Annotated in this window: 17 protein-coding genes and 1 tRNA gene; 9 read left to right on the top strand and 9 right to left on the bottom strand. The window is 70.4% G+C overall.

All coding sequences use genetic code 11. From position 1 onward, the window contains the following. Positions 1 to 77 precede the first annotated feature (77 nt). The 4 genes from J7E88_RS15360 to J7E88_RS15345 are packed head-to-tail and all read left to right on the top strand — an operon-like array spanning position 78 to position 4,442. Positions 78 to 1,010 carry a branched-chain amino acid ABC transporter permease gene (locus J7E88_RS15360; RefSeq protein WP_215181177.1) on the top strand — a complete coding sequence of 311 codons (933 nt, stop codon included), beginning with the start codon at positions 78 to 80 and terminating at the stop codon, positions 1,008 to 1,010. A 5-nt stretch (positions 1,011 to 1,015) separates the two neighbouring features. Further along, the gene (locus tag J7E88_RS15355) at positions 1,016 to 2,746 is read left to right on the top strand and encodes a branched-chain amino acid ABC transporter permease (RefSeq protein ID WP_215181560.1); all 1,731 of its coding nucleotides are present in this window, start codon (positions 1,016 to 1,018) and stop codon (positions 2,744 to 2,746) included. A gap of 5 nt (positions 2,747 to 2,751) precedes the next feature. Beyond that, the gene (locus J7E88_RS15350) at positions 2,752 to 3,729 is read left to right on the top strand and encodes an ABC transporter ATP-binding protein (RefSeq protein WP_215181175.1); all 978 of its coding nucleotides are present in this window, start codon (positions 2,752 to 2,754) and stop codon (positions 3,727 to 3,729) included. Then, positions 3,726 to 4,442 carry an ABC transporter ATP-binding protein gene (locus J7E88_RS15345; protein ID WP_215181173.1) on the top strand — a complete coding sequence of 239 codons (717 nt, stop codon included), beginning with the start codon at positions 3,726 to 3,728 and terminating at the stop codon, positions 4,440 to 4,442. Before J7E88_RS15350 ends, J7E88_RS15345 begins: the two co-directional genes overlap by 4 nt. 78 nt (positions 4,443 to 4,520) lie before the next feature. Here J7E88_RS15345 and J7E88_RS15340 read toward each other — a convergent pair whose 3' ends face one another. After that, positions 4,521 to 5,177 carry an ANTAR domain-containing response regulator gene (locus J7E88_RS15340; RefSeq protein WP_215181171.1) on the bottom strand — a complete coding sequence of 219 codons (657 nt, stop codon included), beginning with the start codon at positions 5,175 to 5,177 and terminating at the stop codon, positions 4,521 to 4,523. Positions 5,178 to 5,264: 87 nt separating this feature from the next. Here J7E88_RS15340 and J7E88_RS15335 point away from each other — a divergent pair. Continuing rightward, positions 5,265 to 5,347, top strand: a tRNA-Leu gene (locus tag J7E88_RS15335). 179 nt (positions 5,348 to 5,526) lie between these two features. Next, entirely contained in the window at positions 5,527 to 6,141 is a 615-nt protein-coding gene (locus J7E88_RS15330; RefSeq protein WP_251022584.1) for a hypothetical protein, read from the top strand. Here the strand turns inward: J7E88_RS15330 and pyk are convergent. Both pyk and J7E88_RS15320 read right to left on the bottom strand, forming a co-directional pair. Then, positions 6,062 to 7,489 carry a pyruvate kinase gene (pyk, locus tag J7E88_RS15325; RefSeq protein WP_215181169.1) on the bottom strand — a complete coding sequence of 476 codons (1,428 nt, stop codon included), beginning with the start codon at positions 7,487 to 7,489 and terminating at the stop codon, positions 6,062 to 6,064. The genes J7E88_RS15330 and pyk overlap by 80 nt on opposite strands. Positions 7,490 to 7,617: 128 nt before the next feature. Further along, positions 7,618 to 8,337 carry an SIMPL domain-containing protein gene (locus J7E88_RS15320; protein WP_215181167.1) on the bottom strand — a complete coding sequence of 240 codons (720 nt, stop codon included), beginning with the start codon at positions 8,335 to 8,337 and terminating at the stop codon, positions 7,618 to 7,620. A gap of 94 nt (positions 8,338 to 8,431) precedes the next feature. Between J7E88_RS15320 and J7E88_RS15315 the strand changes: the two genes are divergently transcribed. After that, entirely contained in the window at positions 8,432 to 10,243 is a 1,812-nt protein-coding gene (locus J7E88_RS15315) for a bifunctional UDP-sugar hydrolase/5'-nucleotidase (protein WP_215181165.1), read from the top strand. A gap of 20 nt (positions 10,244 to 10,263) precedes the next feature. On the opposite strand, the gene J7E88_RS15310 is transcribed toward J7E88_RS15315, so the two are convergent. From J7E88_RS15310 to J7E88_RS15290, 5 genes are all read right to left on the bottom strand, one after another. After that, complete coding sequence (locus J7E88_RS15310; RefSeq protein ID WP_215181163.1) at positions 10,264 to 11,697, bottom strand: lysine N(6)-hydroxylase/L-ornithine N(5)-oxygenase family protein; 1,434 nt, start codon at positions 11,695 to 11,697, stop codon at positions 10,264 to 10,266. After that, a complete protein-coding gene (locus J7E88_RS15305) occupies positions 11,694 to 13,067 on the bottom strand; it encodes an aminotransferase class V-fold PLP-dependent enzyme (protein WP_215181161.1) in 1,374 nt (457 codons plus the stop codon). Before J7E88_RS15305 ends, J7E88_RS15310 begins: the two co-directional genes overlap by 4 nt. A gap of 790 nt (positions 13,068 to 13,857) precedes the next feature. After that, entirely contained in the window at positions 13,858 to 16,347 is a 2,490-nt protein-coding gene (gene pepN / locus J7E88_RS15300) for an aminopeptidase N (RefSeq protein ID WP_215181159.1), read from the bottom strand. Positions 16,348 to 16,518: 171 nt separating this feature from the next. Continuing rightward, positions 16,519 to 16,845, bottom strand: a complete 327-nt coding sequence (locus tag J7E88_RS15295) for a chorismate mutase (protein ID WP_215181157.1) — start codon at positions 16,843 to 16,845, stop codon at positions 16,519 to 16,521. Between the two features lie 11 nt (positions 16,846 to 16,856). Beyond that, positions 16,857 to 17,744 carry an AraC family transcriptional regulator gene (locus tag J7E88_RS15290; protein ID WP_215181155.1) on the bottom strand — a complete coding sequence of 296 codons (888 nt, stop codon included), beginning with the start codon at positions 17,742 to 17,744 and terminating at the stop codon, positions 16,857 to 16,859. Between the two features lie 229 nt (positions 17,745 to 17,973). Between J7E88_RS15290 and J7E88_RS15285 the strand changes: the two genes are divergently transcribed. Further along, the gene (locus J7E88_RS15285; RefSeq protein ID WP_215181558.1) at positions 17,974 to 19,722 is read left to right on the top strand and encodes a beta-galactosidase family protein; all 1,749 of its coding nucleotides are present in this window, start codon (positions 17,974 to 17,976) and stop codon (positions 19,720 to 19,722) included. 184 nt (positions 19,723 to 19,906) lie between these two features. Here the strand turns inward: J7E88_RS15285 and J7E88_RS15280 are convergent, their stop codons facing one another. Then, the gene (locus J7E88_RS15280) at positions 19,907 to 20,677 is read right to left on the bottom strand and encodes a trypsin-like serine protease (protein ID WP_215181153.1); all 771 of its coding nucleotides are present in this window, start codon (positions 20,675 to 20,677) and stop codon (positions 19,907 to 19,909) included. Between the two features lie 219 nt (positions 20,678 to 20,896). Between J7E88_RS15280 and J7E88_RS15275 the strand changes: the two genes are divergently transcribed. Beyond that, a complete protein-coding gene (locus J7E88_RS15275) occupies positions 20,897 to 21,805 on the top strand; it encodes a hypothetical protein (protein ID WP_215181151.1) in 909 nt (302 codons plus the stop codon). Positions 21,806 to 21,884: the final 79 nt, after the last annotated feature.

Raw genomic sequence — 21,884 nt, 5'->3', positions numbered from 1 at the left:
TGAACACCGCCGCGCGAGGGCGCAAACAGCGCCCTCGCGCGGACTCATAATCCGACACGCTCATCGGAGGCCCTGCGGTGAACGAACTGCCGCAACAGCTGGCCAACGGCCTTGCCCTCGGCGCCCTTTATGGTCTCATCGCCATCGGGTACACCATGGTCTACGGCATCGTCCAGCTCATCAACTTCGCCCACGGCGAGATCTTCATGATCGGGGGCTTCGGCGCCCTCACCACCTACATCTGGCTCCCCAGCGGAACCAGTCTCCTGGTGGCGATACCCCTCATGATCATCGGCGGCGCAATTGCCTCCGTCGCCGTCGCCACGGCCGCGGAGCGCTTCGCCTACCGGCCACTGCGCTCCGCGCCACGGCTCGCCCCGCTCATCACGGCGATCGGCCTGTCCATCGCCCTCCAGCAGCTCATCTGGGGCTTCTACCCCGAAGCCAAGGCAGCGCGCAGCTTCCCCGAGTTCACCGGAGAATCCTTCAAGATCTTCGACAACCTCGCCATCCAGCGCGCCGACGCCTTCGTGCTGGTCCTCGCCCCGCTCTGCATGCTCGCCCTCGGCCTCTTCGTCTCCAAGAGCCGCAGCGGCCGCGCCATGCAGGCAACCGCCCAGGACCCCGACACGGCGAAGCTGATGGGCATCAACACCGACCGCATCATCGTGATGGCCTTCGCCATCGGCGCCGCGTTCGCCGCGGTCGCCGCGGTCGCCTACGGCCTCGACAAGGGCCAGATCAACTTCGAGATGGGCTTCATCCTCGGCCTCAAGGCGTTCACCGCCGCAGTGCTCGGCGGCATCGGCAACATCTACGGCGCCATGGTCGGCGGCGTCGTCCTCGGCCTCGCCGAGGCCCTGTCGATCGCCTACATCGAGGAAATCCCCGGCATGCAGCAGCTCGGCGGTGGCGCCTGGTCCAACGTCTGGGCTTTCGTACTCCTCATCGTCGTGCTCCTCGTCAGGCCCCAGGGCCTGCTCGGTGAGCGCGTCGCGGATCGGGCGTGAGAACGATGACCACCGACACCACCAAGACGGCCGGTGCCGCACCGGACGCCTCCCGTGCCGCCGCCCTCCGCTGGCTGACCGCTCTCGGCGGCGCCGCCACCATTGCCAGCACCTTCCTGGCCTGGACATGGACCGCCGAGTTCCCCGGCGACCTCACCGTCACCGGATACCCCGGCGGCCTCCAGGTCCTCACCCTCACCGCCGGCATTCTCGTCACCCTCTTCGCACTCGCGTCGCTCGGCATCAAGGGACTCGGCTGGCTGACGCCCACCGGCAGCACCAAGGCCCTGAAGCTCCTCGCCCTGGGAACCGCCGCCACCACCTGGTTCACCGTCATCGCCATCGCCATCGAACTCGGTGGCCTCCGGAACCTCGAACCCGGCGGCTTCGTGGCCGCAGTGGCCTCCGCGATCCCCGTCGTCACCGCATTCCTGCTGCCCGACGACACCCGCAAGGCCGCCCGCCCCAAGGAACTCCCCTCCTGGGCCGAGATCCTCATCATCGTCGCCGCGTTCGCCGTCGGTCTCTTCGTGATCACCTACGGCATCGACACCGAGTACGCCGAACTCTTCACCGGCTACCTGATCACCGTCGGCTTCGCCGTCGCCGCGCTCTTCAAGGCCGGTCTCGTCGCACGGCTCTCCGCCGTCACGGCCAAGTACCGCCAGGTCACGGTCATCGCCGCCTTCGTCGCCGCCGCGGCCTTCCCCTTCACCCAGAGCACCGACCAGTACACCCTCGTCGCGGTCAACATCCTCATCTTCGCGACCGTCGCCCTGGGCCTGAACGTCGTCGTCGGCCTCGCAGGCCTCCTCGACCTCGGATACGTCGCCTTCCTCGGCGTCGGCGCCTACACCGCCGCCCTCGTCTCCGGATCGACGGCCTCCGCCTTCGACGTGCACTTCCCCTTCTGGGCCTCGGTGCTCACCGGCGCCATCGTGTCGCTGATCTTCGGCGTCGTCATCGGCGCCCCCACCCTGCGACTGCGCGGCGACTACCTCGCCATCGTCACCCTCGGCTTCGGAGAAATCTTCCGCATCGCCATGGGCAACCTCGACGGCGTCTCCGGCCCGCAGATCACCAACGGCCCCAACGGCATCCCGAACATCCCCGACCTCGAGTTCTTCGGGTTCAACTTCGGGCAGGCCCACACCGTATTCGGCATCGAGCTCGGCGCCTACGCCAACTACTACCTGCTCATGCTCCTCGCGACGATCCTCGTCGTCCTCGTCTTCAGCCGCGCCGGCAGCTCCCGCATCGGCCGCGCCTGGGTCGCCATCCGCGAGGACGAGACCGCCGCCACCGCCATGGGCATCAACGGCTTCCGCGTCAAGCTCATCGCCTTCGCCCTCGGCGCCACTCTCGCCGGCCTCGCCGGCACCGTGCAGGCACACGTCCAGCACACCGTGGTCCCCGAGATGTACCAGTTCGCCGGCCCCGTACCGCCCAACTCGGCCTTCCTCCTGGCGGCCGTCATCCTCGGCGGCATGGGCACCATCAGCGGACCGCTGATCGGCGCCACGCTCCTCTACATGATCCCCGCCAAGCTGCAGTTCCTTCAGGACTACCAGCTCCTCGGCTTCGGCATCGCCCTCATCCTGCTCATGCGCTTCCGCCCCGAGGGCCTCATCGCCAACCGGCGCGCCCAGCTCGAGTACCACGAGACCGATCAACTCGACGTCCCCGAAAACGGACTCCCCGACTCCGGCGTCGGCGTCGCGAAGGCTGGGGCGTGAAAGACATGACGACCACAACCGACACCCAGACCCAGACCGTCCTCGAAGCCAGCGGCGTCACCATGCGCTTCGGCGGCCTCACCGCCGTCAAGGCCGTGGACCTCACCGTCCGCTCCGGCGAAATCGTCGGCCTCATCGGCCCCAACGGCGCCGGCAAGACGACGTTCTTCAACTGCCTCACCGGGCTGTACATCCCCACCGAAGGCACCGTCTCCTACAAGGGCACCGTGCTGCCGCCCAAGCCGCACCTGGTGACCAAAGCCGGCATCGCCCGCACCTTCCAGAACATCCGGCTCTTCGCCAACATGACCGTCCTGGAAAACGTCCTCGTCGGCCGGCACACCCGCACCAAGGAAGGCCTCTGGTCGGCCCTCCTGCGCGGACCCGGCTTCAAAAAGGCCGAAGCCGCATCCCACGCACGCGCCATGGAACTCCTCGAGTTCATCGGCCTGGAGCACAAGGCCGACCACCTCGCCCGCAACCTGCCCTACGGCGAACAGCGCAAGCTGGAGATCGCCCGAGCACTCGCGAGCGACCCCGGCCTCCTGCTCCTGGACGAGCCCACCGCCGGAATGAACCCCCAGGAGACCCGGGCCGCCGAAGAACTCATCTTCGCCATCCGGGACATGGGCATCGCCGTACTCGTCATCGAGCACGACATGCGCTTCATCTTCAACCTCTGCGACCGCGTCGCCTGCCTCGTCCAGGGCGAAAAGCTCATCGAAGGCACAGCAGCGGTCGTCCAGGGCGACGAGCGCGTCGTCGCGGCATACCTCGGCACACCGTTCGAGGGCGAGCCGGGCGAGGCAGAAGCCGCAGAAGTGGCAGCCGCCGAGGCGGACGCGTCCGCCCAACGCGGTACAGCCGCGGAGGCTCCCGGCGAGACCGCGGAAGAGGTCCAGGCCTCCTCCGACGACGCATCCGCCGAAGCGGACGCGGACGACGACACACGCACCACCGGCACGGAAGGAGACGCGAAGTGACCGCACTCCTCGAAGTCGAGGACCTCAGGGTCGCCTACGGCAAGATCGAGGCCGTCAAGGGCATCTCCTTCTCCGTCGAGGCCGGCCAGGTCGTCACCCTCATCGGCACCAACGGCGCCGGCAAGACCACCACGCTGCGCACACTGTCCGGACTGCTCAAGCCGTCCGGAGGAAAGATCACGTTCGAGGGCAAGCCGCTCAGCGGCATCCCCGCGCACAAGATCGTGTCGCTGGGCCTGGCCCACTCCCCCGAGGGCCGGCACATCTTCCCGCGCCTCACCATCGCCGAGAACCTCCACCTCGGAGCGTTCCTTCGCAGCGACAAGGTGGGGATCGAGAGGGACATCCAGCGTGCCTACGACCTCTTCCCGATCCTCGGTGAGCGCCGCAAGCAGGCAGCGGGAACGCTCTCCGGCGGCGAGCAGCAGATGCTCGCCATGGGACGCGCTCTGATGTCGCAGCCGAAACTCCTCATGCTCGACGAACCCTCCATGGGACTCTCGCCGATCATGATGCAGAAGATCATGGCGACCATCTCGGAGCTGAAGGCCCAGGGCACGACGATCCTGCTCGTCGAACAGAACGCCCAGGCCGCCCTCTCCCTGGCCGACCGTGCATACGTCATGGAAGTCGGCAAGGTCGTGCTCTCCGGCACCGGCCAGGACCTGCTCCACGACGAGTCCGTCCGGAAGGCCTACCTCGGCGAGGACTGACCCGGCAGACGTGAGAAGGGCCCGCACCCCGAGGGGTGCGGGCCCTTCTCACGTGTCCTTCTTCAGTCCCGGCGGGGACTACTGCTCCTTGGCCGCCTTCTTCTCCTCGGCATCCTCGATGACCGCCTCTGCGACCTGCTGCATCGACAGCCGCCGGTCCATCGACGTCTTCTGGATCCACCGGAACGCGGCCGGCTCCGTGAGCCCGTACTGCGTCTGGAGGATGCTCTTGGCCCGGTCGACCAGCTTGCGCGTCTCCAGCCGCTGGGAGAGGTCGGCGACCTCCTTCTCCAGGGCCTTCAGCTCGGTGAAGCGAGACACGGCCATCTCGATCGCCGGCACGACATCACTCTTGCTGAACGGCTTCACGAGATACGCCATCGCACCGGCGTCACGCGCCCGCTCGACGAGATCGCGCTGCGAGAACGCGGTGAGCATCAGAACCGGGGCGATGGACTCCTCGGCGATCTTCTCGGCCGCGGAGATCCCGTCCAGGACGGGCATCTTCACATCAAGAATGACCAGGTCGGGCCGGTGCTCCCGGGCCAGCTCGATGGCCCGCTGTCCGTCACCGGCCTCGCCGACGACCGCGTAACCCTCTTCCTCGAGCATCTCTTTGAGGTCGAGCCGGATGAGGGCCTCGTCCTCGGCGATGACGACACGGGTCGTCAGCGGTGGGACGTGTGACTTGTCGTCGTCGGCGGAGATGGGCTGGGGCGACTCGGGGGCGGTCACGGGACTCCTCGGGGCGGGGCAGGTCACTGCTCATAGAGCCTACCTAGCTGCAGTAGCCCGCGTTTAACCGGTAGACTTCCCGAGCTCGCCCGGTTGGAGGAACTGGTCAGACTCGCGGTGCTCAAACCACCGTGCCTTAGGGCATGTGGGTTCGAATCCCACACCGGGCACCTGAGCACCAGAAGCGGAGAGTCACGTTCTCGTGATTCTCCGCTTTCTGCTGCGCCTCGCCAGGCATTGTCACGAAGAGTGGCGGTATGCACTTCCATGGCACAGAAGTACGGCAGAAGGGCACTGGCGCTCCTGCGGGGGCGGCGCGGAGAACGCATACGTTGCCCAGAGGCTCAACGTGCCGCTCGGCACAATCGGCTACTGGAAGCACGGGGACCACGCCAAACGCGTGCCAGGGCTCATCGAGGCATGCGTGCAGGCCATGCAGTCGGTCCTGCCCTGCAATCGCGCAACGAAAGTGCGGAGGGAGGGATGCATTGAGGTCGAGATCTCCTCCAAGCACCTGGGGTGCCCTTTCCCTCAGCACGGGCCGGGCAAGAAGCACGAGCTCCCCATCACCCTCGAACCCTGGCAGCAGCAGATCGTCGACATGCACCCCTGGCCGTTCATCCGCGGGCTCGTCCACTCCGACGGCAGCCGGATCACCAACCGGACCGAGAAGGTGATCGGCGGGCAGCGCAAGCGCTACGAGTACCCCCGGTACTTCTTCACCAATTCGTCTGCCGACATCATCCGGCTCTACACCGACGCCCTCGACCGGGGGCGTCGAGTGGAAGGCCGCCAACCAGTCGCGGACGCGCAGAACATCTCCGTCGCCCGACGCGCCTCCGTCGCCCTCATGGACGCGCCCGTCGGGCCGAAACACTCATGCCTTACGCGAGGCTCTCGCCGATGCGGTGCACCCGGACCAGGTTCGTCGAGCCGGCGACTCCCGGCGGGGACCCGGCCGTGATCACCACGATGTCGCCCTTTTCGCAGCGGCCGATCTTCAGCAGTTCCTCGTCCACCTGGGCCACCATCGCGTCCGTCGATTCCACGTGCGGGCCGAGGAAGGTCTCCACGCCCCACGTGAGGCTGAGCTGGGAGCGGGTGGCCGCGTCCGGGGTGAAGGCGAGGAGAGGGATCGGGGAGCGGTAGCGGGAGAGGCGGCGGACGGTATCGCCGGACTGGGTGAAGGCGACGAGGAACTTGGCGCCGAGGAAGTCGCCCATCTCGGCGGCCGCGCGGGCGACCGCGCCGCCCTGGGTGCGGGGCTTGTTGCGGTCGGTGAGGGGCGGCAGGCCCTTGGCGAGGACGTCTTCCTCGGCCGCTTCGACGATGCGGCTCATGGTCTTGACGGTCTCGATGGGGTATTTGCCGACGCTGGTCTCGCCGGAGAGCATCACGGCGTCGGTGCCGTCGATGACGGCGTTGGCGACGTCGGATGCCTCGGCGCGGGTGGGGCGGCTGTTGTCGATCATGGAGTCGAGCATCTGGGTGGCGACGATGACCGGCTTGGCGTTGCGCTTGGCGAGCTTGACGGCCCGCTTCTGGACGATGGGCACCTGCTCCAGTGGCATTTCGACGCCGAGGTCGCCGCGGGCGACCATGATGCCGTCGAAGGCGGCGACGATGTCGTCGATGTTCTCGACGGCCTGGGGTTTTTCGACCTTGGCGATGACGGGCAGGCGCCGGCCCTCTTCCGCCATGACGCGGTGGACGTCTTCGATGTCGCGGCCGGTGCGGACGAAGGAGAGGGCGATGACGTCCGCACCGATGCGCAGGGCCCAGCGGAGGTCTTCGATGTCCTTGTCGGAGAGTGCGGGGACGGAGACGGCGACGCCGGGCAGGTTGAGGCCTTTGTGGTCGGAGACCATGCCGCCTTCAGCGACGACGGTGTGTACGCGGGTGCCTTCGACTTCAGTGACTTCGAGGGCGACCTTGCCGTCGTCGACGAGGATGCGCTCGCCTCGGCTGACGTCTGCGGTCAGTCCTTTGTAGGTGGTGCCGCAGGTGTGGCGGTCGCCTTCGATGTCGTCGACGGTGATCGTGAATTCGTCTCCGCGTTCGAGCAGTACGGGTCCTTCGCGAAAGCGTCCGAGACGGATCTTCGGACCTTGAAGGTCGGCGAGGACGCCGACGCTGCGTCCGGTCGCGTCGGAGGCCTTCCTCACGTGCCTGTAACGCTCTTCGTGGTCGGCGTAGGTGCCGTGGCTGAGGTTGAAGCGGGCGACGTCCATTCCGGCTTGGACCAGGGCTTTGATCTGGTCGTATGTGTCGGTGGCGGGCCCCAGGGTACAGACGATCTTTGCTCGGCGCATGGTTCGAGCCTAGGCCTTACCGACCGGTAGAGAATTGGCCGGGCATGACTACTCAACGACCTTTGCGTGAAGGGTTATTGACAAGTGTTGAATTGTGCGCAGGGGTGCTCCGATGAGCGCTCGCCATTTCATGAAAGTGTGGGCGCCTGGAGCTCCGGCGGTGTCATCGTGAAACGGGCGTTCACCTGTGCGGTCACCGTCTGGCGCTGCGGCTCCAGGTCGAGCGGGGGCGCCGTTTCGGTCTGTGCGACGCCGAATGCGGCGGCCCGCATTCCGCCGGGCGCCGCCGGCATTCCGTAGGGTGAGACGTTTTCGGCGCCGATGTCGGCGAGTTCCAGGAGTGCGGTGAGCCGGCTGCCGAGTGCCTCGGCGTATTCCCGGGCGCGCCGTACGGCGTCTCGTACGGCCTCGCGGCGGGCCTCGCCGTGGGCGGGTGAGTCGGGGCGCAGTGACCACCAGGGGCCGCTGACGCGGGTGAGTTCGAGGTCGGCGAGGCGGGTGGTGAGTTCACCGAGGGCGGTGAAGTCGGTGAGTTCGGCGGTGATGTACACGCCGCCGTGGTAGGCGCGGACGCGTTCGCCTCGGCTGTGCTGGGTGAGCTCCGGGCTGATGGAGAAGGCGCCGGTCGCCAGTTTCTCCACGGCGTCTCCGTAGGACTTGATGAGGTCCAGTACGGCGTTGTTGCGCCGGGTGAGGTCCTCCAGGGCTGTGCGCCGGTCCTTGCCGCGTGCACTGACTTGGATGCCGATCCTGGCGATCTCGGGGTCGTGTTCGAGTTGGGCTTCGCCGCGTACGGCGACTCTGGGGGCCTCGGGTGTTCCGTACGGGACTGCGGTGTCGCCGGTCATGCGGTCTCCCTCACTGTTGTGGTCGAAGCCTTTCGCACGGGGTCGTCCTACGCCAGAATCTACGCGCGTTGTGCACATGATCGAGGGAGACGAAATGCCGTTGAACCGTAGGACGTTCCTGGAGCGGTCGGCCGCCGCCGGGGCCGGTGTGGCGATCGCCGGCAGTGCGGTGGCGCCCGCCGCGGCCGCGGAGCCGGAGCGGGGGCACGGCCACGGACGTCCGCCGAAGCGGTATGCGTTCACCGTCATGGGGACGACGGATCTGCACGGCAACGTCTTCAACTGGGACTACTTCACCGACAAGGAGTTCGACGACAAGGCGCACAACGACGTGGGCCTGGCGAAGATCTCGACGCTGGTGAATCGCGTCCGCGAGGAGAAGGGGCGCGGCAACACGCTCCTGATAGACGCGGGCGACACGATCCAGGGCACCCAGCTGTCGTACTACTACGCGAAGGTCGACCCGATCACCGCCGAGCGCGGCCCGGTCCATCCGATGGCGCAGGCGATGAACGCCATCGGCTACGACGCGGCGGCGCTCGGCAACCACGAGTTCAATTACGGCATCCCGGTGCTGCGGAAGTTCGAGGAGCAGTGCGACTTCCCGCTGCTCGGTGCGAACGCGCTGGACGCGAGGACGCTGTGTCCGGCGTTCGCCCCGTACAGCATGCACCGGCTGCGCACGCCGTACGGCCGCGATGTGCGTGTCGCGGTGCTCGGTCTGACGAACCCGGGCATCGCCATCTGGGACAAGCAGAATGTCAGCGGGAGGATGGTGTTCCCGGGTCTGGAGGAGCAGGCGGCGAAGTGGGTGCCGAAGCTGCGGTCGATGGGTGCGGATGTCGTGATCGTGTCCGCGCATTCGGGGTCCAGCGGCACTTCCTCGTACGGGGATCAGGTGCCGTACATCGAGAACGCCGCGGGTCTGGTCGCCGAGCAGGTGCCGGGCATCGACGCGATCCTGGTCGGTCATGCGCACACGGAGATCGCGGAGCATTTCGTCACTAACAAGGAGACCGGGAAGCAGGTTGTGCTCTCGGAGCCGCTGAAGTGGGGTCAGCGGCTGACTCTGTTCGACTTCGACCTGGTGTGGGAGAGAGGCCGTTGGAGTGTCGAGAAGGTCGCGGCGCAGGTCCTGAATTCGAACACGGTCGCCGAGGACGAGGAGATCACCCGGCTGCTGGGTGACGAGCACAAGAAGGTGGTCGCGTACGTCAATCAGGTCATCGGCACGTCCACGGCCTCGATGTCCACGGCCGACGCGCCGTGGAAGGACGAGCCGATCATCGACCTGATCAACCAGGTGCAGACGGAGACGGTGAAGGCTGCGCTGGCGGGGGGTCAGTGGGCGACGCTGCCGGTGCTCTCGCAGGCCTCGTGCTTCTCCCGTACGGCTGCCATTCCGGCCGGCGAGGTGACGATCAGGGACGCCGCCGGGCTGTACCCGTTCGAGAACACGCTGGAGGCACGGCTGGTGACGGGGTCGCAGCTGAAGGAGTACCTGGAGTTCTCGGCGCGCTACTACGTGCGGACGCCCGCGGGGGCTCCGGTCGACACGTCGAGGTTGACGAACGCGGACGGCATTCCCGACTACAACTATGACGCCGTGTCGGGTCTGATGTACGAGATCGACATCGCGAAGCCGGCCGGTTCGCGGATCGTGAACCTGTCCTTCGAGGGCAGGGCGGTCGATCCGGCGGCGCAGTTCGTGCTGGCCGTGAACAACTACCGGGCGAGCGGCGGCGGCAACTTCCCTCACATCGCCCGTGCCCAGCAGCTGTGGGCGAACTCGGAGGAGATCAGGAACACGATCATCTCCTGGGTGCAGGCGAAGGGCACGGTCGACCCGGCGTCGTTCGCCTCGGTGGGCTGGAAGCTGACGCGCGAGGGCACGCCGGTCTTCTAGACGCGGGGTCCGCGAGGCGCTCAGCGCGCCTGGGTCAAGGGGGTCGGCTTCGGCTGCTGCCCGGGGACGGCGGGCGCCTCGCGCCGTTCGAGGCCGAAGCTGGTGAAGGCGGTGCGGCGGGGCAGGGGGTAGGGCTCCTTGCCGGTGAGCGAGTTGAGGATGGAGGCGCTGCGCCAGGCCGCGAGGCCGAGGTCGGGGGCGCCGACGCCGTGGGTGTGGCGTTCGGCGTTCTGTACGTAGACGGTGCCGGTGACGCAGGGGTCGAGGTTCAGCCGGAACTGTTCGTCGACGACGGGTCGGCCTTGGCTGTCGAGGCGCATGTACGGGTCGATGCCGGCGAGCAGGTGGCCGAGCGGGCGCTCGCGGTACCCGGTGGCGAGGACGACGGCGTCGGTTGTGAGCCGGGAGCGGGTGCCTTGCCGGCTGTGCTCCAGGTGCAGTTCGACCTTGGTGGTGGCCACGCGGCCGGCGGTGCGGACGGTGACGCCGGGGGTGAGGACGGCGTCGGGCCAGCCGCCGTGCAGGGTGCGGCGGTAGAGCTCCTGGTGGATGGCGGCGATGGTGTCGGCGTCGATGCCCTTGTGGAGCTGCCACTGCCGGGGCAGGAGGTCGTTGCGCACCGGTTCGGGCAGGGCGTGGAAGTAGCGCGTGTAGTCGGGGGTGAAGTGTTCGAGGCCGAGCTTGGAGTACTCCATCGGCGCGAACGATCCGGTGCGGGCCAGCCAGTGGATCCTCTCGGCTCCGGCCGGTCTGGCACGGAGCAGGTCGAGGAAGACCTCGGCTCCGGACTGGCCGGAGCCGATGACGGTGACGTGTTCGGCGGCGAGCAGGGCGTCGCGGTGGTCGAGGTAGTCGGCGGAGTGGACGACGGGCACGCCCGGTGCGTCGGCGAGGGGGCGCAGCGGTTCGGGGACGTACGGTTCGGTGCCGATGCCGAGGGCGATGCTGCGGGTGTACGCGCGGCCGAGGGCCTCGGCCTCGCCGTCGGCGTCGAGCTGGGTGAAGTCGACTTCGAACAGGTCGCGTTCGGGGTTCCAGCGGACGGCGTCGACCTGGTGGCCGAAGTGGAGTCCGGGGAGGTTCTCGCCGACCCAGCGGCAGTACGCGTCGTACTCGGCGCGCTGGATGTGGAACGTCTCGGCGAAGTAGAAGGGGTAGAGCCGTTCCCGTGCGCGCAGGTAGCTGAGGAATGACCAGGGGCTCGCGGGGTCGGTGAGGGTGACGAGGTCGGCGAGGAACGGGACCTGGAGGGTGGCGCCCTCGATGAGCAGACCGGGGTGCCAGCGGAAGGTGGGCCGCTGCTCGTAGAACGCGGTCGCGAGGCCGCCCGGTACGCCGTGGGCGAGCGCGGCGAGGGAGAGGTTGAACGGGCCGATGCCGATGCCCACCAGGTCGTGGGGGCGGTCGAGGGTGGCCGCCGCCGGGGCGGCCTCGGTAGCGGGCGTGGCGGTCATCGGGGGGTGCTGCCTTCCACGAGTGCGATCAGGGCGTGCAGATGGTCGGGGGTGGCGTGCGGGTTGAGCAGGGTCGCCTTGAGCCAGATGCGGCCGTCGGCGCGGGCCCGGCCGAGGACGGCGTGGCCGCCGGTGAGGAGGGTGCGGCGGATGCCGGCGGTCCGCTCGTCGGTGGCGCCGGTGGGGCGGAACAGGACGGTCGACAGGGTGGGACGTTCGTACAGCTCCAGTCCGGGGTGCTTCTCGATGAGGTCGGCGAGGTCCTGTGCGGCGGCGCAGACCTGGTCCACCAGTGCGCCGAGTCCGGTGCGCCCGAGGGCCCTGAGGGTGGCGGCGATCTTGAGGACGTCGGGGCGGCGGGTGGTGCGCAGGGAGCGGCCGAGGAGGTCGGGCAGTCCGGCGTCGGTGTCGTCCTCGGCGTTGAGGTATTCGGCGGTGTGTGCGAGGGGCGCGAGGCGGGTCGTGTCGGCCACGGCGAGGAGTCCGGCCGCGATGGGCTGCCAGCCGAGTTTGTGCAGGTCGAGGGTGACGGAGTGGGCGCGGTCCAAGCCCGCGAGGAGGCTTTTTCGTGCGCGGCTGAAGAGGAGCGGGCCACCGTACGCGGCGTCGACGTGGAGTTCGGCGCCGTGATGCCCGGCGACCTCGGCGATCGCAGCGAGCGGGTCGATGCGGCCGGTGTCGGTGGTGCCGGCGGTGGCGACGACGAGCACGGGGCCGGGCAGCTTTGTGAGGGCGTCGTTCACGGCGGCGATGTCGTGGACCGGGACGGTGACGGGGTCGGGCAGCCCCAGCAGCCAGGCGGCGCGGCGCACGGAGTGGTGTGCGGAGTCGGCGCAGAGGACCTGGACCGCGGGGCTGTGGCGTTCGCGGGCGAGGAGGAGGGCGAGCTGGTTGGACTCGGTGCCGCCGGTGGTGACGAGGGCGGCGGGGGCGGGAGCGCGCGGGTAGACCTCGGTGGCCAGGGCCCGGGTGAGGGCTGCTTCGAGCGCGGAGGCGGCCGGGGCCTGGTCCCAGGAGTCCATCGACGGGTTCAGCGCGGAGGCGGCGAGGTCGGCGGCGACGGCGAGTGCGAGGGGCGGGGTGTGGAGGTGGGCAGCGCACAGGGGATCGGCGGGGTCGGCCGAGCCCAGGGCGACGGCGCGGACGAGGGTGTGGAGGGCCTCTTCGGGGCCGCGGCCCTGATCGGGGAGGGGGTCGCCGAGGGCGTCGCGCATCCGTGCGGCGACGGCGTCCGGTCCGCCGCCGGGCAGGGGGCCGCCGCGCGCCTCGGCACCCTCCTGGAGAGCGCCGAGCACGACGCGGACCAGTGGCCGCAGGGCATCGGGGCCGGTGGGGCCGCCTGCGAGGGGCGGTGGCGGCGGCGTGGGCATGCGGAGTCCTTCGTGACGGATCGCGGCGGTGGGCGCGGTGCGCCCGGGAGGCTCAACGATCCGGAACGGAAGGGGTATTGGGTGGGGGGCCGGGCTGCGGGGTGGGGCGCTTTCCCCCTACCCGCCCCTTCCCGGAACAGGGGCAAGCCCCGGCCCCGGTACGGCGGGAGGCTGGGGGACCTCGCGTGCGAGGAGTGTCCTCAAGCGCCGGACGGACTGGTTCGCCGCTGCGCGGAACGCTCCGGCTGCCGGTCCGGTCTTCTCCGGCTACGCCCGGACTCAATCAGCCCCGCCGGGCACATCCGGCCTCGCTCAGGCACTTCCGGCCCCGCCGGCGATTGAGGCGCGGCGCGGGATTCCGGGCGGAGCCCCGACGGGGGGCGGGCACACCGCGCCCCGCCGGCGCCCAACCGGGAGACACATTTGGCTCCCGCCAGACATCCAGCCCCGCCGTGGCCATCAGCCTCGCAGAGGTGCACATCCAGCCCGGAGCCGGGAGCCCAGCCAGCCCGCCGGGCAAGCCTCCAGGCCGGCCGGCGACTGAGGGGCGGGGCTCGGCACACCGGCCCCGCCGACGCCCAACCGGAGTGCGTCCAGCCCCCGCCGGGGTCATCAGCCCTGCGGGCCCATCCGGCCACGGCCGGGTACCGGCCCGTCGGCACACATCCGGCCCGGCCGGGCACCTCCAGCCCGCCGGGCACCTCCAGACCCGCGGGCCACAGCCGGCCCGCCGGGGATTGGGGCGGGGCACCGGCGGGGCGGAGGGCACACGCCCCCCGGCCCCCGGGTGTCAGGCGCCGCGGATGTGCAGGGCCCTTCGGAGGTCGTCCAGTTGGTCCGCCAGCTTGCGGCGCAGTGCCGGGATCGGTGCGGCCTCGCGCAGGCAGTCCTCGCCCAGTCGCAGCGCCTCCGCGTCGACCGCGTGGAGCGGGAAGGCGTACCGGCCGGCGGCCTCTGCGATCGCCGGGCCGCGGCGGGCCGCGACAGCGACCGCGTCGGGGTAGTAGCGGGGGACGTACTCCCGTACCAGCGCCGCCTGTTCGGGCTGCCAGAAGCCCTGGGCCGTCGCCGTGAACAGGTAGTTGGACAGGTCGTCCGTCTCGAAGAGCCGGGACCAGGCCTCCGCCTTGGCCTCCGGTGTCGGCAGGGCGGCGCGGCAGCGGGCCGCGCCCTCCTGGCCGGTTGCGCTCGGGTCGCGGTCGAGTTCGGCCGCGATCTCCTTCTCGCCGACCGCGCCGAGGACGGCGAGGCGCGTGAGGATGCGCCAGCGCAGCTCGGGGTCGAGTTCGGGCCCGCCGGGGACGCTGTCGTCGGCGAGCCACTCCTGGATGGACGCGGGCTGGGAGGCCGCGTCGATGAAGTGGCGGACCGCGGTCAGTCGCAGGCCCGGGTCGCTGCCGTCCTCCGTGTGGCGCAGCACGGCGCGGCAGGTGTCGGTGAGCGTGGCGAGGGCGGCGGGGCGCTGCTCCGCGGGCAGGTAGCAGTCGGCGATCGGTCCGGACGCGAAGGCGAGGACTCCCTGGACGACGGCGAGGTCGGTCTCCCGGGGCAGGTGCGCGCGGGCGGCCTGGAGGTAGGCGGTGGGGGCCAGTTCGCCGTCGCGGACCATGTCGCGGGCGGCGTTCCACACGACGGCGCGGGTGAGCGGGTCGGGGATGCCGGAGAGGGAGCCGAGTGCGGTGGCCCAGGACTCGGTGTCGAGGCGGACCTTGGCGTAGGTGGTGTCGCCGTCGTTGAGGACGACGAGCGCGGGGCGGCGGCCCGGATGGACCTCGTGCTCGGTGAGCGGCACGTCCACGTCCATGCGGTGGCGCAGGACCAGGCGGCCCGGTTCGATCGGGTCGGTGTCGAAGGCGCCGACGGCGATGCGGTGGGGGCGGCTGCCGTCGTGCTCGATGCCGAGCCTCCAGCCGCCGGCGGTCTCGGTGACGGTCGGGGTGAGGGTGTCGACGCCGGTGGTGCGCAGCCATTGGCCCGCCCAGGTGTGCACGTCCCGGTCGGTGGCCTCCGCGAGAGAGTCGATGAAGTCGGCGAGGGTGGCGTTGGAGAACTTGTGCCGGGCGAAGTGGATGTTGATGCCGGCGAGGAAGTCCTTCTCCCCCAGCCAGGTCACGAGCTGGCGCAGGGCGGATGCGCCCTTGGCGTAGGAGATGCCGTCGAAGTTGAGCATCGCGGACGCGGTGTCGGGCACGGCGTCCGGGTCGGGGGCGACGGGGTGGGTGGAGGGCCGCTGGTCGGCGTCGTAGCCCCACGCCTTGCGGGTGATGCCGAAGTCGACCCAGGTGTCGGTGAAGCGGGTGGCCTCGGTGAGCGTCTGGTAACCCATGTACTCGGCGAACGACTCGTTCAGCCAGATGTCGTCCCACCACTTGAGGGTGACGAGGTCGCCGAACCACATGTGCGCCATCTCGTGGGCGATGACCATGGCGCGGGTCTGGCGCTGGGTGTCGGTGACGGCGGAGCGGTAGACGAATTCGTCACGGAAGGTGACGAGTCCGGGGTTCTCCATGGCACCGGCGTTGAACTCGGGCACGAAGGCCTGGTCGTAGGAGTCGAAGGGGTACGGCTCCTCGAACTTCTCGTGGTACCGGTCGTAGCACTGGCGGGTGATCTCGAACAGTTCGTCCGCGTCGGCGTCGAGGTGGGCACCGAGCGAGCGGCGCACATGGAGGCCGAAGGGCAGCCCGGCGTGCTCGGTGCGGACCGAGTGCCAGGGGCCGGCGGCGACGGCCACGAGGTAGGTGGACAGCAGCGGGGTGGGGGCGCAGGTCCAGCGGCCGTTGCCGTCGTGGGTCGCGATGCTGTTGCCGAGGACGGTCCAGCCCTGCGGCGCGGTGACGGTGAGCGCGAAGACGGCCTTGAGATCCGGCTGGTCGAAGGCGGCGAAGACCCGCTGGACGTCCTCCAGGAACAGCTGGGTGTAGACGTAATCCTCGCCGTCGGTCGGGTCGGTGAAGCGGTGCATGCCTTCGCCGGTGCGGGAGTAGCGCATGCTCGCGTCGACGTGCAGCACGTGGTCACCGGCGGTGAGGCCGGTCAGCGGGTAGCGGTTGCCGTCGAGCGCGGCGGGGTCGAGTGACTGTCCGTCCAGGGTGAGGGAGCGCAGTTCGGCGGGCTTGAGCTCGACGAAGGTGTCCCCGGCCGCGCGTGCCGTGAACCGGATCACGGTCCGGGAGTCGAAGGTCTCTTCGCCGGTGGTCAGATCGAGGTCGATGCTGTAGCGGTGTACGTCGATCAGCCGGGCTCGGGTCTGCGCTTCGTCGCGCCTCAGTACGGACATGGGGGCCATGCTGCCCGATGGCCCCGGGACGGCACAGGGGGGTGTGTTGCGCTGTCAGCGCACACTGTCCGCCACGCTCGCCTAACGCCGCGCGTCGGCTGCGCGGAACATCGGGACGTCGGCTTCGCGGCTCACCGGGGCGTCGGCGTGCGCCGCGGGCAGCGTCCGGGCCTACTCCTCGTTCTCCGGCGGGGGTCCGCTTGCGATGGTCTCGTGGTGGCGGATCACCTCGGCGATGATGAAGTTGAGCAGTTTCTCGGCGAACGCGGGGTCGAGGTTCGCGCTCTCCGCGAGCTGGCGCAGCCGCTCGATCTGGCGGGCCTCGCGGGCCGGGTCGGCGGGCGGCAGGTGGTGCTCGGCCTTGAGGTGCCCGACCTGCTGGGTGCACTTGAAGCGTTCGGCGAGCATGTGCACGACCGCTGCGTCGATGTTGTCGATGCTCTCGCGCAGGCGGGTCAGTTCGGCGCGCACGTTCTCGTCGATGTCCTTCGTGGTCATGGTCATGGAGCTTACGTCGAGGTGCCGATGACGGTCGGGGGGTGTTCAGGGTCCGGGACGCGGTTGCTCCAGCCGCCGGGGACGCTGCGTCCCTGCTGCTCGCGGAAGCGGACGGGCGCGAGGCCGACGCGGCGGGTGAACAGCCGGGAGAAGTAGGCCGGGTCCTCGTAGCCGACCCGCCGGGACACAGCCGCCACGGGCAGGTCGGTGGTCGCGAGGAGTTCCTTGGCGTGGCCCAGCCGGATGCCGAGAAGGTAGTCCTTGGGGCTGCATCCGGCACCGCGGCGCACGGCCGTGCGCAGTTCGGTGGGGGTCATGCCGTGCCGGGCCGCGTGCTCGGCGACGGACAGGGGCTGGCAGGCGTCGCGGGCGAGGGCGGTGAGGACCGGGTCGCCGTCGGCGTTGGTGTCGGCGCGGGCGCGGCGCAGGGCGACGAGGAGCTCATGGACGGCGGCGCCGGTCTCGACCTCCAGGAGCGGATTGCCGCGGCGGGCGGCGCGGGTGATGCGCCCGACGGCGGCGCGGGCGCCCGCGGCGTCGGACAGGGGCACGACGGGCCGGTCGGGTTCTATGTAGCCGAGTTCGGTGTAGGTGGCGGTGGCGGGTCCGGTGAAGTCGACGAAACTCTCGTCCCAGCCGGCGGAGGGGTCGGGTCCGTAGTGGTGGGGGACTCCCGGGGTGAGCCAGATGACGGCGGGCGCGGTGACGCTGGTGCGGCGCCCGTCGGTGCCGCGGTACCAGCCGCTGCCGGCGCTGATCACGACGGCGACGTGGTGGTCGAGGGTGCGGGGCCCGACGGTGGGCAGCTGCCCGTGCTGGAGGCCGACGCCGAGGCAGACGAGGCCCAGCCGGTGATGGACCGGCCTCGGGGTGAAATATCGCATCCAGGTGTGGTACATGCCGTTTTCCGCTCCCTCCCCCGGGGCCCCTTCCGCCGGATCGGCCGGATGGGAGGAGGCCACCGGACGGGCCCCAGTCCAAGGAAGGCCGATCTTTGTCCATGGACCGGCCGCACGCCAGACGGCGATCGTTTCCGATGTGAACGAGCGAAAGAGGAACGGGGAGCCGGTGTCCGACTTCACGGCGGGTGACCTCGCGACGGATGACGTCACGGTGGACGACTTCACGGTGAGCGACTTCACGGTGGGCGACAGTGATTTCCTGCTGGACGGGCGGCCGGTGCGGCTGCTGTCGGGGGCGCTGCACTACTTCCGGGTGCACGAGGCGCAGTGGGGGCACCGGCTGGCAATGCTGCGCGCGATGGGTCTCAACTGTGTGGAGACCTACGTCCCGTGGAACCTGCACGAACCGCGGCCAGGGCGTTACGCGGACGAGGAGGCGCTCGGCCGGTTCCTCGACGCGGTGCGGGCGGCGGGGCTGTGGGCGATCGTGCGCCCGGGGCCGTACATCTGCGCCGAGTGGGAGAACGGCGGGCTGCCGCACTGGCTGACCGGACGGCTGGGGCGCCGGGCGCGCACGTCGGACGAGGAGTACGAGGGGAATGTGGAACGCTGGTTCACCCGGCTGCTGCCGCAGCTGGTGCGGCGCCAGCTCCCGGCGGGTGGCCCCGTGGTGATGGTGCAGGTCGAGAACGAGTACGGCAGTTACGGCTCCGACCGCGATCACCTGGGGTTCCTGGCGGAGCTGCTGCGCGGCTGCGGTGTGACCGTCCCGCTGTTCACGTCCGACGGGCCGGCGGACCACATGCTGACGGGCGGCTCGGTGCCGGGCGTGCTCGCGACGGTGAACTTCGGGTCGGGGGCGGCCGAGGCGTTCGCGGCCCTGCGCCGCCATCAGCCGCGGGGGCCGCTGATGTGCATGGAGTTCTGGTGTGGCTGGTTCGACCACTGGGGCGACGAGCACGTGGTGCGCGACGCGGACGATGCGGCGCGGGCCCTGCGGGAGATCCTCGAGGCCGGTGGCTCGGTGAATGTGTACATGGCACACGGCGGGTCGAATTTCGCGGGCTGGGCGGGTGCGAACCGTTCGGGCCCGATGCAGGACGGGCTGCTCGCGCCGACGGTGACGTCGTACGACTACGACGCGCCGATCGACGAGGCGGGCCTGCCGACGGAGAAGTTCTGGCGTTTCCGCGAGGTCCTCGCGGAGTACCACGACGGTCCGCTGCCGGATCCGCCGCCGCCGCCCGCGGCGCTCGGTGCGCCCGCCCGGGCGGTGCCGGACGCGTGGACGCCGGCCGGCGACGTGCTGGAGGTCCTCGGCGGCAAGGAGTGGTCGGGCCCGCTCCCGCCGACGTTCGAGGAGCTGGACGTGGACCGCGGTCTGGTGCGCTACCAGGTGGACGTTCCCGGACCCCGGCGGCCGTATTCACTGCGGGTGGCGGGCCTGCGGGACCGGGCTGTGGTGTACGTCGACGGCGAGCTCGCCGGGGTCCTGGAAGAGGAGGACGCGGTCCTCGCCGAGCCGGTGCCGGGGCCGGCCGCCGTGGAGCTGTGGGTGGAGTCGCTGGGCCGGGTGAACTACGGGCCGCGGACCGGCGAGCCGAAGGGCATCACGGGCGGGGTCCTGCACGAGCGGCAGTATCTGCACGGGATACGGGCACGGGGGCTGCGGCTGGACGCCTTCGAGGTGGCCGCGGTCGACCGGCTGCCGTGGCGGGATGCGCCCCGTGAGATGGCCCGAGGACTGTTCCGGGGGGTCGCCGAGGTGGCATCGCCGGGGGACGCCTGGCTCGAACTGCCCGGCTGGACGCGCGGTTTCGTGTGGGTCAACGGGTTCGCCCTGGGCCGGTACTGGTCGAAGGGTCCGCAGCAGGCGCTGTACGTGCCCGGCCCCGTGCTGCACGCGGGCGGGAACGACGTGTGGGTGCTGGAGCTGGAGGGCTGTGCGGGGGACCGTGAGGTGCTGCTGCGCTGATGGCCGGTGGCCCGGGCGGCCGCGCACGACAGGCGGGGCGCGGGTGCGGCAAGGAGGGGCAAGGAGGGGCGGGGCGCGTGTGCGGCGCGGACGGGCGGGGCGGGGCGGGGCGCGGGGGCGCGAAGGGAGGGGCGGGCCCGCCGGCCCGACCCTCCCGGTGTGCTGCGTGCCGTGTGCGCCCGGGCTACAGCGTGGCGGCCGCGGACTTGATCGCGGAGGCGAAGGTCGAGACCTCGGTGTAGACACCGGGGTAGCCGGCCCTGGCGCAGCCGTAGCCCCAGCTCACGATGCCGACCTGGATCCAGGCGCCCGCGTTGTCCCGGCGGAACATCGGTCCACCGGAGTCGCCCTGGCAGGTGTCGACGCCGCCCTGGTTGTAGCCGGCGCAGATCTCCTCACCCGGGATGAGTTCGTCGTACGCCTGCCCGCAGCTGGCGTCGGAGACGAACGGAACCTGTGCCTTGAGCAGGTGGCGCTGCTGCGGGCCGCCCTCGCGGGCCGCGCCCCAGCCGGCGACGGTGAACGTGCCGCTGTTGTACGCCGTCGTCTCGGCGATCTTGAGGGTCGGCAGGTTGATCGGCTGGGCGAGCTTGATCAGCGCCCAGTCCTTGCCGGAGCCGTTGTAGCCGGGGGCCTGGAGGACCTTGGTGGAGCGGACCTTGATGGCGCTGGGGCTCTGCAGGTCCGCGACTCCGGCGGTCGCGGTGATGCTGGTGTTGTTGCCGGAGCCGCTCACACAGTGGGCGGCGGTCAGGACGATGTCCTTGGTGTAGAGCGCGCCGCCGCAGCCCATGGAGAGCCGGACCATGAACGGGAACTCGCCCTGGGCGGCGCGGGTGCCGCCGACGACGGGCGGGGTGGCGGCCGAGGCGGAGCTGGGCTGGAGGCTGATCGCGGCGAGCACGATGGCGCCGGCCGCGGCGCATCTCTTGAGCACACGCAGAAGCTGCTTCAACGGACTGCCTTTCGTGGGGGGTTGAGAGTGCGCCTCGTTCGCACGCATGCGGCAGTTCGGGTAATGACATGCGCGCGACAAGGACGTGTCCGGATTATCTGCACCGGATCAGCGGCCCCACAAGAAGCGGGTTTCGGCCATGCGTGAGGGCGCGGGCCGGCCTGGTCCCGTGCCCCTTGCCGGCCCGGCCGTAGAGTTGAAAGCGGCCGACTGTCGTGCATGGGGGTACGGGACGTGGCGAACGGCAGCGAGGTGGTGCACGGGTTCCCGCACCTGGACACCGTGCGGTCGGCGGTCACCGCCCTGTACCGCCGGCTCTCGCCCGAAGGCGTGCACTCCTACGCCCCGAGCGTGCTCCCCGCCGACGTGGCCTTCGACGACCGGGACGATCTGCACCTGGGCGCCCAGCGGGTCGCCGGCGCTCTGGTCCGGCATCTGCGGCTGCCCGACGCGCGCATGATCGTGAGCTTCCGCGCGATGGAACACGCCGCGAGCGTCGAACTGGCCGCGGGCCCCGAGTACTTCATCGAGCTGAACGACCGCTTCCGCACGCACCGGCGCGACATCGGCGCCGCTCTCGCCCACGAGATCACCCATGTGCTGCTGCACCGGCTCGGGCTCTCCTTCCCCGGCCTGCGCGACAACGAGATCCTCACCGACACGGTGACCACCTATCTCGGGGCGGGCTGGCTGCTGCTGGACGCGTTCCGCGAGGACGGAGTGTCCAGCCAGAAGCTCGGCTATCTCACCCCGGAGGAGTTCGGCTATGTGCTCGCCGGGCGGGCCCTGGCCTTCGGCGAGGACCCCTCGCCGTGGTTCACCAGCGCCGAGGGCTATTCCGCGTACACCACCGGGCGTGCGCAGGCGCTGCGCGACGCCCGGCGCCCTCCGCTCACCACCGCGGGCCGCCTCGCGCGCCACCGCTACGCCAAGGACCGCCGCCACGCGCTGGAGGAACCCGCGCGGCAGCACGCGGGCCAGGGCGCGTACGTCTTCGAGCCCGGCCCCGGCGGGATGCGGGTGTCCTTTCCGTGCACCACCTGCCACCAGCGCATCCGGGTGCCCGTCCGGGGCCGGGTGCGCGCCCGGTGCGGGCTGTGCCGGACGATTCTCGAATGCGACACCTGACCCGGTCTCCGTAGGGTCGTGCCATGGACGACAGTCACGTGGACGAGGGCCGCACGGACCGGGGCACGGCGGACCGGGA

It is taken from the genome of Streptomyces sp. ISL-10 (genome assembly GCF_018614575.1).
Taxonomy (GTDB): domain Bacteria; phylum Actinomycetota; class Actinomycetes; order Streptomycetales; family Streptomycetaceae; genus Streptomyces.
The sequence above is the reverse complement of the archived record's forward strand: the minus strand, read 5'-3'. Positions and strand labels throughout refer to the sequence as shown.